At 50.4% G+C, this 17,132-nt stretch carries 18 protein-coding genes; 2 read left to right on the top strand and 16 right to left on the bottom strand.

From position 1 onward, the window contains the following. Positions 1-335: 335 nt before the first annotated feature. The 14 genes from Q1A69_RS16080 to Q1A69_RS16015 form a co-directional block, all read right to left on the bottom strand. On the bottom strand, positions 336-758 hold the full coding sequence (locus tag Q1A69_RS16080) for an SMP-30/gluconolactonase/LRE family protein (RefSeq protein ID WP_299587563.1): 423 nt from the start codon (positions 756-758) through the stop codon (positions 336-338). A gap of 573 nt (positions 759-1,331) precedes the next feature. After that, a complete protein-coding gene (locus tag Q1A69_RS16075; protein WP_299587560.1) occupies positions 1,332-1,697 on the bottom strand; it encodes a hypothetical protein in 366 nt (121 codons plus the stop codon). 4 nt (positions 1,698-1,701) lie between these two features. Then, entirely contained in the window at positions 1,702-2,325 is a 624-nt protein-coding gene (locus Q1A69_RS16070; protein ID WP_299587557.1) for a hypothetical protein, read from the bottom strand. Between the two features lie 21 nt (positions 2,326-2,346). Then, positions 2,347-2,748, bottom strand: coding sequence for a hypothetical protein (locus Q1A69_RS16065; protein ID WP_299587554.1), 402 nt, complete (start codon positions 2,746-2,748; stop codon positions 2,347-2,349). A 38-nt stretch (positions 2,749-2,786) separates the two neighbouring features. Then, a complete protein-coding gene (locus tag Q1A69_RS16060) occupies positions 2,787-3,128 on the bottom strand; it encodes an RHS repeat-associated core domain-containing protein (RefSeq protein WP_299587552.1) in 342 nt (113 codons plus the stop codon). A 947-nt stretch (positions 3,129-4,075) separates the two neighbouring features. Next, positions 4,076-4,966, bottom strand: a complete 891-nt coding sequence (locus Q1A69_RS16055; RefSeq protein WP_299587549.1) for an SMP-30/gluconolactonase/LRE family protein — start codon at positions 4,964-4,966, stop codon at positions 4,076-4,078. Positions 4,967-5,081: 115 nt separating this feature from the next. After that, on the bottom strand, positions 5,082-6,455 hold the full coding sequence (locus Q1A69_RS16050) for a glutamate decarboxylase (protein WP_299587546.1): 1,374 nt from the start codon (positions 6,453-6,455) through the stop codon (positions 5,082-5,084). Positions 6,456-6,839: 384 nt separating this feature from the next. After that, entirely contained in the window at positions 6,840-7,643 is an 804-nt protein-coding gene (locus Q1A69_RS16045; RefSeq protein WP_299587544.1) for a class I SAM-dependent methyltransferase, read from the bottom strand. Positions 7,644-7,678: 35 nt separating this feature from the next. Continuing rightward, positions 7,679-8,086, bottom strand: coding sequence for an STAS/SEC14 domain-containing protein (locus Q1A69_RS16040; protein WP_299587541.1), 408 nt, complete (start codon positions 8,084-8,086; stop codon positions 7,679-7,681). Positions 8,087-8,131: 45 nt separating this feature from the next. Continuing rightward, complete coding sequence (locus Q1A69_RS16035; RefSeq protein WP_299587539.1) at positions 8,132-8,695, bottom strand: hypothetical protein; 564 nt, start codon at positions 8,693-8,695, stop codon at positions 8,132-8,134. A 303-nt stretch (positions 8,696-8,998) separates the two neighbouring features. Continuing rightward, positions 8,999-9,469, bottom strand: a complete 471-nt coding sequence (locus Q1A69_RS16030; RefSeq protein WP_299587536.1) for a hypothetical protein — start codon at positions 9,467-9,469, stop codon at positions 8,999-9,001. A gap of 327 nt (positions 9,470-9,796) precedes the next feature. Continuing rightward, positions 9,797-10,444 carry an OmpA family protein gene (locus Q1A69_RS16025; protein ID WP_299587533.1) on the bottom strand — a complete coding sequence of 216 codons (648 nt, stop codon included), beginning with the start codon at positions 10,442-10,444 and terminating at the stop codon, positions 9,797-9,799. 687 nt (positions 10,445-11,131) lie between these two features. Beyond that, entirely contained in the window at positions 11,132-11,359 is a 228-nt protein-coding gene (locus Q1A69_RS16020) for a SlyX family protein (RefSeq protein WP_299587530.1), read from the bottom strand. Continuing rightward, on the bottom strand, positions 11,359-12,504 hold the full coding sequence (locus tag Q1A69_RS16015; RefSeq protein ID WP_299587527.1) for a serine hydrolase domain-containing protein: 1,146 nt from the start codon (positions 12,502-12,504) through the stop codon (positions 11,359-11,361). Before Q1A69_RS16015 ends, Q1A69_RS16020 begins: the two co-directional genes overlap by 1 nt. 110 nt (positions 12,505-12,614) lie before the next feature. On the opposite strand from Q1A69_RS16015, the gene Q1A69_RS16010 reads away from it, so the two are divergent. Then, positions 12,615-13,079 (top strand): PaaI family thioesterase, encoded by a 465-nt coding sequence (locus Q1A69_RS16010; protein WP_299587525.1) that lies wholly within the window; start codon positions 12,615-12,617, stop codon positions 13,077-13,079. A gap of 118 nt (positions 13,080-13,197) precedes the next feature. Here the strand turns inward: Q1A69_RS16010 and Q1A69_RS16005 are convergent, their stop codons facing one another. Then, positions 13,198-14,031 (bottom strand): ion transporter, encoded by an 834-nt coding sequence (locus tag Q1A69_RS16005; RefSeq protein ID WP_299587522.1) that lies wholly within the window; start codon positions 14,029-14,031, stop codon positions 13,198-13,200. Positions 14,032-14,216: 185 nt separating this feature from the next. Here Q1A69_RS16005 and yciH point away from each other — a divergent pair, with 185 nt between their 5' ends. Then, entirely contained in the window at positions 14,217-14,540 is a 324-nt protein-coding gene (gene yciH, locus Q1A69_RS16000; protein WP_299587520.1) for a stress response translation initiation inhibitor YciH, read from the top strand. Here the strand turns inward: yciH and Q1A69_RS15995 are convergent. Next, positions 14,537-17,032, bottom strand: coding sequence for a hypothetical protein (locus Q1A69_RS15995; protein ID WP_299587517.1), 2,496 nt, complete (start codon positions 17,030-17,032; stop codon positions 14,537-14,539). The genes yciH and Q1A69_RS15995 overlap by 4 nt on opposite strands. Between the last annotated feature and the right edge of the window lie 100 nt (positions 17,033-17,132).

The following is a 17,132-nucleotide window of genomic DNA, read 5'->3' as shown; positions in this document are numbered from 1 at the left end:
AAAAACAAAATAGCCTTAAAAAGAAAGGAAATTGTTTTAAAAAAAGGCATCTAAAAAAGGAAGAAAAGTTCAAATTTTTTTGCGCCCCCTAAAACACATTACCAGCCAATCGCTTTGGCAGGCTACCTCACTCAAACCCCAAACAGCCTGCACCGCCCAAACAGAAAATAACCACTTAAAAACGGATAAAAAAGGAACACCCACCCAAATAAAAAAAGAAATTGAGATGATTTGTCTTCTAAGATCCACCTAAAAAAGCAACATTAAGAAAAAGAAAAAGGGAAAAACGAAACACTCGCTAATAACTTAATAGAAAACCAACGCGCCAAAGACAGTCATTTCAGCTTTGGACGATACAAACCTCTGCCTCGGCATGGTAGGTCCAGCCATTCCAGGAGGCCGAGATCTAATACCGTTACTACCGCTCCACCCGTACGGTCTTCACAAAATGCGATATTAGTGGGACGTATACCACAGGTTGGAATACGCTCGACAATCCTGCCGTCACAGTCGAGGACACTCACATCCCCCTGCCCAAATACGGCACAATAGAGTTGGCCGTCATCGCCAAAAGCCATTCCATCCGGCCCAACACAGTCGTTCGGTGACCCAATAACAACATTGCCAAACAATTTCGCTTCAATAGAGGCCGAAGAGATAAGATCGTAACGATAAATATTTCCTGTTAGGGTTTCACCCACATACAATACATCATTAGCATCAAATGCGATGCCATTTGGGATGTACTCTGACCCCATATTTTCACCTACGCACCCCATAAATAGCCTGAGGCTCACATGCAAAAATCCATTTTCTTTTTAGATGAAAAATTCAATTACGATAAACGTACACTTATATCGCTACAATATACTGATACAAACTTCCCCCTCAAACGTTCGCCACCCTACCAGAGCTTTATGCAGCAAGCACCAAAGACATCACCATGCCCTTCATCTCTGGACCCTCCATATGGACAATACTGACTTTATCGTCAAAACAGCTAGCGACAGTAGGCATAGGGTAAATTGCAAAGGTACCATTGGATGCCACCCTAGCCCAAGGAGATCCATCCGTAGTATACGGCCCTTCATAGGCGACCGCCGTAACGCTTAAAAGAAGCAACCCTAAAATTAAATACTTCTTAAGTACACTCACCATTAACACCTTACACCATTACTTAAACAGTAAAATCACTTGTAGCGACCGAGATAACATACGAATTACACTCAATCCAACCCTCACCTCGAAAGCTGAGCCTACACCCAAATATTGCTCTATCCACAGAGAACCACATGGCACCAATATTGCGCCCTAACCCTTAAAATGCTTCGCTAGTTAACATCACAATTACTTTCGTTCACAACCTTGTAACGCACAACCACCTTGCTATTCTTAAGTACTTCTTGAATACAAACCCTTGAACCAGAGCTGAAGAAATCATTTGACCAAACGTTATTTAACTCTCTATCCAGCTCCCTCACCGATAAAAGATATAATGTCAATCCCTGGGTCCCTCCAGCATATCCAGTGCTCTCAGAAAAAATCACCTCAGCCATAAAGGACTTACCTGCAGTTAAGTTGCTTGTCGACTTGAATATCATAAAAAGTACAAAAAAAACTATGACCAAAAATACTAGCCAGCTCAAATACCCCTTCAAAGAATAAAAAACGATCTTCAATTTTTGACTACTATTCATGGTTCTATTCCACTACCAATACAGCCCCAACTGCAGGTGCCACGACTCTAGGAACTACTGAACTTCCCATTACTGCATCTGCCATTGCAGCACTTTTAAGAATCGATGATGGTGCTCCAATACCAGGTGTTCCCTGGATTTCAGCCATAACCGTTAAGACTCGGAAAGCAACAGCCTTTCCCGCAGGACTTCCCAGATATACTACTCCAGCGCCAACCCCCTCACCTATTACTAGTGGAGCTAAAGTTGCTACAGCAATAGCGGTTACAACTTGTGAATGAGCTTGATTTACCAAGCTCTGGTTCCAGCCACTTACATGTAGTTCAGTGCCAAGGAGTCCAGTATTTGCTCTAGGTCCAAACGGATCTTTAATTCCATAACTATAACCAACTTTTGCAGACCCCCAACTTGGAATTGACATATCTGTTTGTGGAATCTCTTTGCGCCCAACAGTATAAGGAGCTCCAAATTCCGGATCGTAGGAAGGAGAAATGTCTAGTTCTACTGTCATATCAACCGTTTTGACACCGATTTCCAGCTCTATCTCACCATGATCTATTTGGGGTCTATTTTGTTCTACACGGCTAGCCAACCCTTCTTGATATCGACCAGCTATACCTGTACTCAATGCATTAAATGCATTAAATGCTCACGACTTTGCTCCATTAGCAAACTTACCACCAGTGACCTTACTGATAGTTCCCCCGGTAGCAGCAGCTACGACTGTTCGACCAAAAATTTGCATTGCAGCATTTCCTTGCAACCCAGGAATTCCACCAGTAAGCCCTCCAATAAAAGCCGATGCGAATCCATGCCCAAACTTTCCACCTTGAAGAATTGAGGTAATACCTCCAACAAAACCGAATTTTAGACCTTCAATAAGGAACTGCCTTCCTGTTGCGCCAAGCAGATCAATATACCCACCTCCGCCACCCCCCAAATAAGTTAGCGCTGCTGAAGAGATTCCTGAGACAATTGCATCTGAGAAAGATGCCCCATTGATCATAGCTTCAGCAAAACCAGCAACCCCAACCATGATTGCAGCAGTCACTAATTGCACATCCAGTGCAATAGCTAGAGCAGCTGCAATTAGAGGACAAAATAACCACTTGGATCAGTCGCATTTAAAGAATTATTCCGCACATAGCTATAACGGTTATTCATCTGCGTATCGGCAGTGGCCTGGATAAACGGATCCGCCTGCATAAAACGTCCCAAACGCGGATCATAGATGCGGCCATTCATATGAATCAGCCCTACCTCATCCAGCATTTCATGGCCGGTGTAACCACGGGTGGTACGGCTGTGATCGAAGTTTGAAAGTTCAGCCAGGGATAACGCATTCCAGTTGGCGCTGTTACGGCGCTGCCCCCAGGCATCGAAGGACATTTCCTGCACCACTTTACCGACTTTATCGGTAATCAGGTCCATGGTGGCCCTTATAAAGGAACAGCTTATCGGTCGAGAGTACCTTGAGTTCCTTGTCGGTTTTTACGGTATAGACTGCCGTGCCCACCAGGTGACGCTTCCACTCGATCTCATTGGGGTTGCCGGACTTCTGGATGCGCTCGATCCGCCGATATACTAGGTCTCTGTCACTTTACCACCTAAATTGGTGTCCGTTTTTAGTGGACCGCTACAATATCTCTCCTATAAACAGTATATCCATTTTTTTAATTCCCGAAGCAGCAAGCACTGCAGAAGAGAAAGTGGCACAAAAGACCAACAGGAAAAAATAAGAAATGCGCATAACTATCTCTATAAAGACATCAACAGGGCAATCCTTTAAGGCCATAAAATGGGAATTTATACCTTATTAAACTGCTTCAGTAGTATTTTTTTCAATGCAATCTTTATTAGCATACAAACTCAGCACGCAGTATTTACCATGATCAACTCTGCGCCCATGAAGGACGCGGAGTATAATAGCCGTACATTTTCCAAACAAACCAAAAGTGTGCAACAAAGATGCTTTTGACTTATAGGTCAGACGAGGAAGGTAAAGTCATTTTACCTAAAAGGTTTTTAAAGATAAAAAAAACAAAATAGCCTCAAAAAGAAAGGAAATCGTTTTAAAAAAAGACATCTAAAAAAGGAAGAAAAGTTCAAATTTTTTTGCCCCCCCTAAAACACATTACCAGCCAATCGCTTTGGCAGGCCACCTCACTCAAACCCCAAACAGCCTGCACCGCCCAAACAGAAAATAACCACTAAAAAAAGGATAAAAAAGGAACACCCACCCAAATAAAAAATGAAATTAAGATAATTTTTCTTTTAAGATCCACCTATAAAAAGCAACATTAAGAAAAAGGGGAAGGGAAAGGGAAAAGCGAAATACTCGCTAATAACTTAATAGAAAACCAGCGCACCAAAGACAGTCATTTCAGCTTTGGACGATACAAACCTCTGCCTCGGGATGGTAGGTCCAGCCATTCCAGGCAGCCGAGATCTAATACCGTTACTACCGCTCCACCCGTGCGGTCTTCACAAAATGCGATATTAGTGGGACGTATACCACAGGTTGGAATACGCTCGACAATCCTGCCGTCACAGTCGAGGACACTCACATCCCCCTGCCCAAATACGGCACAATAGAGTTGGCCGTCATCGCCAAAAGCCATTCCATCCGGCCCAACACAGTCGTTCGGTGACCCAATAACAACATTGCCAAACAATTTCGCTTCAATAGAGGCCGAAGAGATAAGATCGTAACGATAAATATTTCCTGTTAGGGTTTCACCCACATACAATACATCATTAGCATCAAATGCGATGCCATTTGGGAAAGATAACCCAGAATCAATGACTCGCAATACGCGGCCATTAGAGGGATCAATTTCAAATACTCGCCCATCGTATTCACAATCCCGGAAGTCAGCACGAATAGTCTGCCCCTGAAAAAATTTGTCTGGATCAATCCCGGAGTCTGTCATATAGAGCAAACCATTTTGACCAAACACCAGATCATTTGGCCAAAGGTAGGGGCGACCCTCAGGCCCCTCATAGGTGTTGAGGATTACGCCATCGGGCCGCATACGCACCAGCTTTTTAACCCCAGCTCCGGCAATCCACAAATTGCCATCACCATCGATTGCCATACCATTCGGGCGCCATCCGGGATGACCTACCTGCTGGTATCGCCCATAGGTATCAATGCGGCTCACACAGTTACGCGTACTCGACATTTCGACAACATAGATTTTTCCATCTGGCAGACAGACAGGCCCCTCTGGTTCCTGCAAGTCACTGTAAAGCACACGTTTTTTCATAGGATTTACCTTGAAATTCTATCAACACCGTGACTCAAATTAGTCAATTGTATTCTTATGGTTAACTCTTCTCGACTGAGCTATGAAACAAGCACAGCCGATATAGCCTCGACGCTTAACATTTACTCGCGGCCACTTTGTGGGGGTCATGAAGTTTGGGGGGTGTGGCGTTGCCACCATGTTTTTCCAACCATTCACACGCGTGAATAATATCGTCGGCAAGCCCCTGAATGGCGTTTAGATTGAGATGAGGGCGCACTACGATGCGCAGGGAATTTACCGATTGGGCATTGGGTGGCATTGAATAGGCCGACAATACCCAGCCGCGTTCGCGCACCTTGTCGGAAATATCGTATTCATTAAAGTTGGTGTATTTAGTATTCAGGGTCATGGCAACTACGGGTATACGTTGCGTTTTATTCATAATCTCGAAGTAACCACTGTCCACCAATCTGCCACGCAGCGTCTGAGCATTGGCCAGCGTGTGTTGCATGATATCCCTATAACCCTTAAAGCCAAGACGAATAAAATTATAATACTGGTAGGCAACCGGTGAAGCATTTCTGCTGAAGTTCAACGTGGCCGTGGGCATTTCACCTCCCAGGTAATTGACATAGAACATCAGGTCTTCATCGAAAACGGAGCGCTCACGAAATATTACCCAGCCCAACCCTGGCGGCACCAGCCCAAACTTATGCCCCGATGCATTGATGGATTTCACCCTCGGCAGGCGAAAATCCCAATGATAGTTTGGATATAAAAAAGGGTTTACAAATCCCCCGGAAGCCCCATCAATATGCATGGGAATATCATGGCCGGTTTTCTCTTGATGGCGATCCAGCCAATTATGAATCGCCCGGAAGGAGTCATCTTCCCCGGTGAACGTCTGCCCGGCAATCGCCACCACGGCAATGGTGTTTTCATCGACCAGCTCATCCAGGTGTTTGCTATTAAATCGATACTGCCCAGGTTTTAGTGGTGCTATACGCGGCTCCACATCGAAGTAGCGCATAAACTTTTCCCAAACGATTTGTACGTTGGCCCCGGTTACTAGATTTGGTTTGGATGCATCCTTGCCGCTCTTCTCCCTCTGTTTTCGCCAGTTCCATTTGTGCGCCAAGCCCGCCAGCATACAAGCCTCAGAGGACCCTATGGTAGCGGCACCATAGGGTTCCATATCTTTGGGCCCGTTCCACAATTCATGCAGCCATCGCACCATACGCGCTTCCATTGCGAACAGCTGGGGATACATGTCATGGTCGATATAATTTTTCAGGTAGTGGTTTTTGGCCACCTCAAAAGCTTCAGGCTCGGTAAATGTGGTAACAAAGGAAGACAGGTTCATAGCCGGCTTGGCATCAGACCAAGTCTCACTGGTCACTATGGCCTCTGCCGCATGAGCGGAAATACTATCCCTGGGAAAGTGATCCTCTGGAATATCTTCGTTGTATTCATCAAAAAAAATATCGAATGGCGATTTCTGCTTCACGAACGACCTCCTTGTCACTCGTCAATATCGAAAATTGATTGCTGAAAATCCCCGCCTTACTTTCGCAGGGAGGACTTTCACAGGTTATAAATTAGCAGAGGAATAGCGATCGAAATCACAATCCCAGCAATGACTTGCATTACCTGGATTTTGAAAATGGCAACGGTCAGCCAGTGGAGAGAGAGGAAAGACACCGCCAGGACAAAAGACACTACGGCAACTATCCGTAAATAGAGAATGATTACTCAGACTGAGCGCCATTACGGCGATCAAGACAAAAGCCAGCCATATAGAAACTAATGCTTGTGCTTGTGCTTGTGCTTGTGCTTGTGCTTGTGCTTGTGCTTGTGCTTGTGGCCATTAAGGGTATTGAGTCCCCGGTTTTCAACCCGGCACGCCATGCTTGGTATAGATGTCGAAACGACCAGATTTTCCCTCAAAAGAAAGTGTCGGTTTCCTCCCCGCAAGATAAGGAGCCAACTTGGGGCGTTTGACCACGGTGCGGTAATAGCAGGCCCTGAATGCGGGTTCCAACAGTTCATCCGCATCTTGATCCTCTCCAACCAGATGGTGAAATGCCACCATCTCCTTCTTTACCTTGGCACTCTTACCTCGGGATGGGAACATAGGGTCCAGATATACGACTGGCCAAGACGCCGCATCCTGGCGTTGGAGCCACTCGGCCGCAGGTAGGTCGTGATCGACCAATGTTAAACGCCCGGCAATAGCGTTGAGTTCAGGGTCACTGATCGAGGCTTCCTGTAAGCGCCGTAGACCATCCTGCAGAAGTAGATGCACTACTGGGTTGCGCTCAAGCATCTGCACTTCACAACCGAGCGTTGCCAGTACGAAAGCATCGCGACCCAATCCAGCCGTTGCATCCAGTACACGAGGGTGAAAGCCCGAGCGTAAACCGACAGCCTTCGCCACCGGCTGGGTCTTGCCTCCGCCGAATTTTCGTCGATGTGCCAGGGCTCCTCCGACAAAATCCACAGAGACGGGGCCCGGCGCCTTGCGCCCGGTTGCACAGAGCTTTAGCTGCTCGCCACAGGATAAAACCTGGGGAAAGTCGTTGACCTCAGAAGGAGGAAGAAGATCCAAACAGGGAAGACTAAGCTGACGGGACAATTGCTGAGCCGCGGGTAAATCATCAATCGTCGCGGCAATAATGGCCAATGCTGGGCTCACCGGCACTCCATAACACAGTTAAACGGTGCGCGATGCTAACCCGAATTTTCCAGCCATTCCAGGGCCTCGGAATACTCCCCAGGAGTAAAAGGTCGCACCTCTGCGCTAATGAAATGGCAAACCAGATGAGGCATAAATTTCAACACAGGGTTATCAGACACCACCGCGATTCTTTGGATATGCTTTTCATGATCGTGTACGAAGCGGAAATGCGAGATCATCGCAACAAAGCTTTTCCAGCCGGCAAAGTCTCGAGTATCGATTAGTAGCCCCTCAATCCTGCCCTGCTCGCGAATAATTGGGTCTATTTTTTCCGCCAGTCGATGGAAATCCTCCACAGTAAATGCCCCGTGAGGCTGAATCTGCAAAATTTTATGCCCCTGAATCCATTTATGTTCGATCATTCTGTCAAAAGCGGTGGGCCGCCTGACGTGGCGGCCCACCCTTATCTCCTTGCGACATTGCGCGTGTGCTTTGCCATCCACACACTAAGGTTCGTCGGAATTACTCTCCATGCCCTGATCCGTCTCAGTCTCTGAGTTCGGGGTATTGCTATCGAGACTTTCGGCACCCTCCACCGCTTTATCGGCTTCCTTCGATGCATCATCGATCACTTGATCGGCTTGGCCGTTATCCCCACTTCCAGGCATTTCTGCAGATTGGCCATTGGCACCGGGGACAGGGGGAGGACCACCAGCGTCACTATCTCCTGGTGACCCAGCGCCGGTGCTACCGGGCATAGGTAAGGGCCCGCTGGCACCACTGCCCTCGCCGCTCCCCCCAGCGCCTCCCGGCGGTGTTGGATCGGTCTGATCTGAGTCCTGAGGCATTTGTGCATCGGGGTCGCCCATGCCATCTGGAGGTGTGGTGGTTCCATTTGGGGTGGTTGAATCACTTCCGCTGCCAGCTGGCTGAGAATTGTCATTCATCTGCCCGCTGTTGGGGGAATTCATCGAGTCATAGGCTTCCTTGGCCTTATGCTCACCACTGCGCGACATAAAGTATCCGATGATCAGCAGCAGAATGATCAGTGGAATCAATAACTTCTTCATACGTCGACCTCTCGACCCCAGGCAGTTTTAGACATTGCGCTCTTACTTGGCCAGCCAGCACTCAACGATAAGGGAGTACACCACTTGCGAAGCACTCGCTGACTTAAAGCCTTTTTGACGCCGGGACAAAGGGACATCAACTTCTATCGGCTAAAGAAGATGGCGCCAATATAAATAAGAATAACCCGGCATTAGAGTTCTTCAAGGCAATGAGCTATAGCGGGAGAGTTTGGATTGCTGTAAATAGAGGATAACTTACAACGGGATGTTCTAAGCGGCTTGAAGTGAGCCCCCCAGTTCACCTCAACCCTGAGAGGTGAACGCATTGAGCTCCGCCAACAGCGCCTCAGCCTCCGACTCCACAACCGCCGAATCGCAACTGTGCAACTGCAACCTACCGTAGCTATCTAAGCTGGCGAAAATCAGATAGTGCTCACCTTGCTCAAGTTTCTTATCGCAATACTCTAGCCCCAACCGGAAAGTAATTTGATCTGCCACCATGCCCTTCCATACCTGGCTCGGCTCAGCAGAATACACATAGCCGGATATTGCGGTCACTCCCGGCTCTGAAAGCGCACTGTCCACATCCCGGTGAATACCAATCACCTTCACTTGCGCAACGACGGCCGCCTCACTAAAACGGATCTCCAGGTGGGCACTGGATTCCACTGCCGACCCCTCCCAGGCGAAGCCTGCCGCGGTAAATCCCCCCATGAAAAGTAGCGCCAAGACAAAACTCCACACGGATTTCCATTTGAAAAGGTAACGATTCACGCTTCCACTCCACTATTCATTTATTCGCTGATGTAGAGATAGCACAGTCAGCCCGCTAACCGTCGGTTTTACCCGGTAGGAATCAGCAAGTTTTCCTTTTCACTGAAACCAAGGGCGTGAAGCGAATAAACCCAAGCCGTTGAGTCAACATAAGCTAGCGAGTGGAAAGAGAGTCTGGAGGGGGAGTTTGCCCAAGAGCGGGCTTATGGGGTCGGTGCAGGGATTGGCCGGGTAGAAGAGGAAGGAGCCACTGCACACAATATTCCCGCTGATGAAGGGCAATATCGGCGCAGTGACGTGCAGCTGAGCATCAACTGCACAGGGTGATTACAGCGGCAAGAGCTCAAGCTCAACACGGCGGTTGGCCTGGCGACCAGAATCCGAGCTGTTACTGGCCAGCGGGTAGCGCTCTCCGTAACCAACTGCCTGGACGCGGCCGGAGGAAACACCATTTTGATTGAAGAAGCTCGCCACAGAATTGGCTCGCTGCTCGCTCAAAGACTGATTGTGCACGTCCGAACCCGTGCTGTCGGTATGACCACTTACGCGAATGGCGGTTTTATCAAATTCCTGAAGAACCACCGTGACCGATTCCAGCGTATCGTAGAAATCGGTGCGAATATCTGAGCGATTAGTACCAAAAGTAATATTGCCGGGCATAATCAGGCGAATATTATCCCCCTCGCGCTGAACCCGCACACCGCTCCCTTCTAAACGTTGGCGCAGTGCCATTTCCTGGCGATCCATGTAGTAACCAGCACCACCACCAATTGCCGCACCACCCAGGGCCCCGGTCAGGGCGCCTTTACCGCGATCTTTCTTGCTCGCTGTGGCCACGCCAATAATGGCTCCGGTGACAGCACCAATGCCAGCCCCCTTGGCGGCATTGCTGGTTTTACGCTCACCAGTGTAAGGGTCCAAAGTGGAACAGCCTACCAGTGAGCCCATAGCGAGAATTGCTACCCAATGTTTCATTATTGGTTCTCCTAACGCATTTTTTAATAAACGGGTATCGGATGCACTGAATCCAGTGCGCCCTGCACAGTGCCGGTATTATCCAACTAAAAGCTGACCGGCGGCTGAATCAACCCAACCAAATTTTGTGTAGATTACGGCGAACTGATCACCAGTTCTATTGACCAGTCCCCATTGCGCGACTTGAATTCGGCGGATGAGGGACTGGGGTACTTATTTGTTGAACGAAAAACCAACAGAACAAACTTCTTCCACAGCTTCTGTGGATAACTCTGTGCACTAATAAACCAGGTTCTGCGCCAGGCGGCGTAAACCCTCGCTTGCAGCACTTTGCATACTTTTTAAACTCTTTGGTTTTTTACTTTAAAAACAATAAGTTAGAACTTTTCACTAAAATAGTGTACTGGCAATACCGACAAATATCAGGACGCCAAGCCGCCATGTTTTGAATGTGGAAAAGTTTGTCAATAGCAAAGCGGTCACAAGTCAGAATTTTTTTAGACACATTAAGACTTAAACCTATGGCGAGTTGGCACCAAATAATTTCCACCGCCCCTTGGCGCCTGGTGCCAATTTTTACCCACGCTAAACAGGTCAAAAAAAGGGCAAAGAATCCGCATTATTCTGGCAGCCATAAAATAAATGTAGATTCATCGATTTCATTCTCAGGCTGCTCGCCCAACGCCCTCAATAATGGGGAGGCTTCTCGTCGGCCTGCTTCGCACCGCCATGCATTTCAGAAGTCAGTGTTCTGTATTTTTCCCCAAGCTCGCTCATTCTCGCCACCACCGTGCGAATCTCCGCATCCTGGCGTGTAATTACGTCATTTAGCTGCGAGATTGTATCCTCCTGAAAAGCCAGGCGGCTCTCCAGTTCATCTACCCGCTCAACCAGTTGCATAACGTCTTCTGTCATCATATTAGTCCGTACAGTGTTTCTACCAAGCCAACCGCACGGCGATCCATAAACAGGCTCTGCCCCAGTCGTGTGGTGATATAGGCAACCCCCAGCCCCTGCTCCGGATCGGCAAATCCAACACTACCGCCGGCTCCAGGGTGGCCAAAACTCTGCTTTCCACCGAAGCGCAGGTCGGCGGAATGGCTACTGCGAATAAAGCCGCAGCCGAAGCTCACCTCAGCCTGCAATACTTTATCCCGCCCACGGCTCTGTTCATGGGCGGCTTCATTGACCCATCTTTTCTCTAGGGTTGTGGGGTTTTCCCCTGCCAAGTCACCATAAACAGCCGCCAAGTCCCGCGCGCTGAAGTGACCATTGGCGGCGGGTATCAGGGCACCGCGCCACTCGCTGCTATTAGTCCCCATCATCAAGCTAACCGGATTACTAAAGGCCATAGCTACCGGACCTTTGCGGTCCTCTTTAATCGCGCGGCCAATGGCATTTTCACGCAGCTCTGGCAGTGGCTGCTTCAGTGGGCTCACATCGGCAATACGGGCGGAACGATGCCCCAGCGCACCAAAGCCGCCATCGAGGTTGAGGGGTTTGGCTAGCGATTCCCGATAAAGTTCCAATAGGGGTTTTTGCGCAACCTTTTCGATTAGACCGCCCAAACTCCAACCGTACAGAAAAGGGGCATACCCTTGCGCACTGCCCGGCTCCCACCAGGGGTTGGTAGCCGCAACCGCATCGCAAGCCGCTTGCCAGTCGTAGATAAGACTCTCTTCTACACGTTCGCGGAAAGCGACCAACCCACTGCGGTGGCTGAGAAGTTGGCGCGCGGTGACAGACTCTTTATTATTCTGGGCAAATTCCGGCCAGTAATCTGCCACCGGGCGATCCAGGTCCAGCCTGCCCGCCGCTACCTGCTGCATGGCGAGCAGTGCCAGCACCCCTTTGCTGGATGAAAATACATTCACCAGGGTCTCTTCAGTAAAGGGCTGCTGCCCATCCCGGTCGGCGCTGCCCGCCCATAGCGAACAGATCAGCTCACCGTGTTGGCGCACCGCAAAGGCTGCGCCAGTATCCCCACACTCGCGAAAATTCTTGGCGAAGGCCTCGAGCAAGGCTTCAAAACCAGGGGCGCAAAAGCCGTATATTTCCATGTATCTATGTCCAGATAATTCAGGTAACTCGATTGCAAGTCCGCAAGGTTAGTTTCTTCCCCTCTTTGGCGCAAATCGGTACCATGGCCCGTCCACAGCGAGGGATAGTTATGACTGAAAAAACTGCCATTCAGGATCAAATTCAGGGCAACCACTGTTTTGGCTGCGGGCCAGATAACGACCAGGGCCTGCGCATTAAAAGCTATTGGGTGGAGCCGGATAAATCCCGCTGTGTGTTCACCCCCAGCCCCTTCCACAACGCTGGACCCGCTCAATATTTGAACGGTGGCATTATCGCCACGGTCATTGATTGCCACACCGTATGTAGTGCAATTGCCGATGGCTACTTACAAGCGGGCCGTGAAGCGGGTAGCGGAGACAAAATCTGGTTCGCCACCGGCAAGCTGGACATCAAGTACCTGGCACCGGCGGCCATTGATAAACCGGTGATCCTGGAAGCCACTATTGTCGGACGCGGACCCAAGAAAACCATTCTGCACTGCGAGCTCAGCAGCGATGGGCGCGTTTGCGCCAAGGCCGAGGTTGTCGCTGTGCGTGTGCCCGACCAGTGGTGATCCATACAAGCTGATTCGCGCAAGGAGACTCCCCCTCCTCTATCATCCTTGCCTCAGGGGATAACCCCAGATCTCGCCTAAACGGGGCCTGGGGCAGTCGGCGCCTATGGAAGCAGCATCAACCCCAGCCCGAAACAGCGGGCGGCTCCAACCTATATCCGCAAAACTTGCAGTACTCCGCATCCGGATCATGAGCGCTACGACCACAGTTATTACAGCGATGGTACCTGCGCTCACGATTCATTTCCCCGGCGAGCTCCGCGGTGAGAATACCTGTGGGTACAGCGATAATTGAGTAACCAATTAACATCGTCATGGCTGCAATCGTCTGCCCCAGCGGCGTCTGCGGCGAAATATCCCCATAGCCTACAGTGGTAATGGTCACGATAGCCCAGTACACACTGGTGGGAATACTGGTAAACCCGTGTTCAGGCCCTTCCACCACAAACATCAGCGATCCGAAGATAATGCACATTACAAAAACGCTGGAATAAAACACCAGGATCTTTCGTCTGGCCAAACCGAGGGCCCGCAGTAACAGGTTGGCATCCTGCAGGTAGCGGACTAACTTGAGTATTCTGAAGATACGCAATACCCGCAACAGGCGTATCACCAACAGATAAGTGGCACCGGTATAAAGGAGAGCTAGGTAACTGGGCAGAATGGCCAGTAGGTCAACGATCCCATAAAAACTGAAAATATACTTGCGTCGGTTCACCGAGCAATAAATACGAGCGGCATATTCCACGGTAAACAGACCCGTGAAGATCCACTCCAACATGGTTAAGAATGGCCCATAACGTTCTGCTATGGGACCAATGGAAGCCAGCAGTATCAGGCCCACACTAATTAAAATCGCCCAGATCAAAAACACATCGAAGTTTCGCCCGGCGGGCGTCTCAGTGCCAAAGATCACTTCATTGAGCAGTTTGCGACGCCCAGTCAACGCCATGGATTCACCTCTAGGACCAAATGCTATTGCTTTGGGGGAAATTTTACCTCCTGCCGGCTGGCGGGTCGCCCCCAATTCCTTTTTCACCGGGATTACAGCTTCGCCGACACTTTGACTTCCCCCTTGTCTCGGGCACAATCGCGCCCAAACACTCTGTACATCAATTTACCGGGAAGCCCTAGTTTATGGCCAAGGAAAATCGTCTCGTTTACTCCACCGACCGCGGCCGCATCAAAGAGGAGGCAGCAGAGCCAAAGCGTCACCAGGGAGATGGGATTGTGCGTATTCAGCGCGAAACCAAGGGGCGCAAAGGCAAGGGGGTCACCTGTGTGCGCGGCCTAGCCGGCAGCGACAGTGAACTGAAGCTGCTGTTGGCCGAACTGAAAAAGCGCTGTGGCTGTGGCGGCACCCTAAAAGACGGGGTGATCGAAATCCAGGGCGACAAACGCGTTGAAATCCAAGGCCTACTGGAGTCCAAAAACTACAAAGTAAAACTCGCTGGCGGCTAGACCGCCTGCAAGAGGCGCAACGGACTCAGCTCCAATTGCTCCTCCCGGCGCAAACAGCACTGCAGCAGTGCAGCCAGCTGGATCTGATAGTGCTCCATGATTACCGCACTGGCGTATTTGCAGCGCGCATCCGCAGTACCTACCACAGCCAGTGCTTCCTGGTGACGCTGGGGCAGTTGCTGTAATGGCTCGCGCTTTGCTTTGATACAAAGAGCGCTATCCAACCCCTGAGCTTTTAATAACTCAGAAGACTCCACCGTGGCAAAGGTCGCATCCAGTTCCCGCGCAGACAGCGCCAGGTATTTCTGTACCAATTCACGTTCAGCCAAGTCCTGGGACAAACGGTGGGCAAACAACGTGAGGCTGACACTGTAGCCCGCAAGGCGCTCCAGGTGGGAGGCGAGTACATCATAAGCGGCCAGATGGCTCAGAAGAGTCCGCGCTTGTTGTCGCTCGCGGGCTGGCATTGCCACTACTGCAAGACACAGGCGCTGGTAAAAAACTGCATAGATGTGCTGTAACTGCTGCTCTACTTCTTCGAACTCCGATCTCTTCACCGCCGCCACTTCCTGCGCTGTGGCAAGGTTCACACTGGTCAATAAGTAGTCTTGTGGCTGGATGCGCACCTTGGCCCGAATCAACGCCGCGCCCAGTTGCACCGTCACCATCTGCGTGCGGCGGCTTTCGCGCTGCTCTCGCAACTCTCGCAGCTCTATTAACTTTCCGCGCAGCCAGTCGATACTGGCCTGTAACCCCATCGCCTGCATTTCCGGTGAGGCTGGACGACGCAGAGGGAGTAAGGTAAGCGGCGGCAGACGATTAAAATACACCGCCAACACCTGCTGCGCCTCTTCCGCCTCACGGCTGGCACAAAGTAAGCGGCGATTCTCCACCACCTGGCAGTCGGGTGCACAGCTAATCACACTGATATCGCGAGCCAACCTGGGAAAATCGGCAAAAAGCGTACGCAGACATATTTCTCGTTGCATACGCGCACTCAAACTGCGCTGTTGCACAGCCTCTATACGTTGCAGGTCTGCCGCCTCGGAAATATCCCAGGGGTCGCTGGCCGGCCCCATCGCCAACTCTATGGCCTTGCGGGTTTCTTCATCCAGGTTTTCCCCGGTCCAAGCCACAGCGGCAGGAATATTTTCAAAGCACTGCCCGACGGCTGCCGCCTCACGGCTCGTCTCGGCAACAACCAGGTCTGCATGTACCAAGCGATGCCAGTTTTCTGCAAACTCGGCGAAAGCCGCACTGCCAATCAAGTCGGCAGCCCAAAGGTCAGCGCGGGATTCCAGGTACTGCGCGCTACCACGGGTTACCGCCCGATGCAGATTCTCCAACCGCTCAATTAGCGGCAGTAAAAAATGCCCACAGGTAACCAGTATTTGATGCAAGGGCTTTAGCAGACCCGGCTCACCGGTACTACTCAGCACACTCCGTTCGTTCTCCAATGCCCACTGCATCTGCTCCAATCGGCGCACACCATCTAATACCAGCCAGGCCAACAATCCGTTTAATTTGCCCTGATAGATACCGAGCCCCCGCGCCACCAGCGCTAGAGTTCCACGCCCATCCAGTGAGGCCACACTGGCCAACCCCAGGTGCAGCGGTAATTCCTGGCGCATCACCTCAGAAAATCTGGGCATACTGAAAACTCTGGCATCGGGGCGAATGATAATCGTGTGAATTTTCGGTAGCCCTGTGGCGCTGGATAGCTGCTCAAATAGTGCGAACACATCCTTGCTTTCAGGGTGCTCCAGGGATATTTCAGCGGATCGCGCGCGAGCATCCCTTGGAAAGTAAAAGTAAGGAAAGGCCAGCAACAGAAGTAGAAAAATACAGAAGGTTGCCCCACCCAGACCGGCAAACACAATTCCACCACTTAGCTCACCCTGCCAAACGGCCGCGGGGATTTGCCAGAGAGCCAAGCCGGCACCGTACAAACACAGTGTCACTGCACAGATAAAAACGGCGGGTATGACCAGAGCAGGCAGCAACCCCAGTAGCGCTCGCCACCCCATGGAAGTCACAGGTGTTTTTATATCACTAAAGAGAGGCTCAGTTTTTGTGCTTGTTTTGGGCCTGATGGAAGCCTTAGATCGCCTGGAATCTATGTTTTTCATCGCCGGCGACAATGACTCTGTCGCCCCGTCTACAGCGGCCGTATTTTTTGATCTCTCTTTTTGAATCGCCTTGGCCTTGCGGCGCTGGGCCACCTTGATCTTCGCAATCAATCGTTGGTTATCGAATTTTCCCGCGGGGCAAACCTCGACACGCAGACCAATTTTATGCAGACCGGTCCGGTACTCCACAGCCTGTGCCGAACTCAGCCTGTCCTTAATCACCCAGCCCTTTAACAACAGCCTGCGGGCCTGGGCTTCAGGAATTGAGAACAACTCGGCCACAGCGCGTGTGACCGACTCCGGTTTTTTGGCGTGAAGCATCCTTCCCGTGGAAACCACCTGATAGAAATCCTGGCCCGCCATCTCCCTCTCCTGTCACCAAGTGACACTTATTGTCACAATTAACACATCTTGCGCGCAGGGTAAAAGATTCAGAGAACGTCAGGTGGGCACCAGTTCTCAG

The organism is uncultured Microbulbifer sp. (genome assembly GCF_947498635.1).
GTDB lineage: Bacteria > Pseudomonadota > Gammaproteobacteria > Pseudomonadales > Cellvibrionaceae > Microbulbifer > Microbulbifer echini.
The sequence above is the reverse complement of the archived record's forward strand: the minus strand, read 5'-3'. Positions and strand labels throughout refer to the sequence as shown.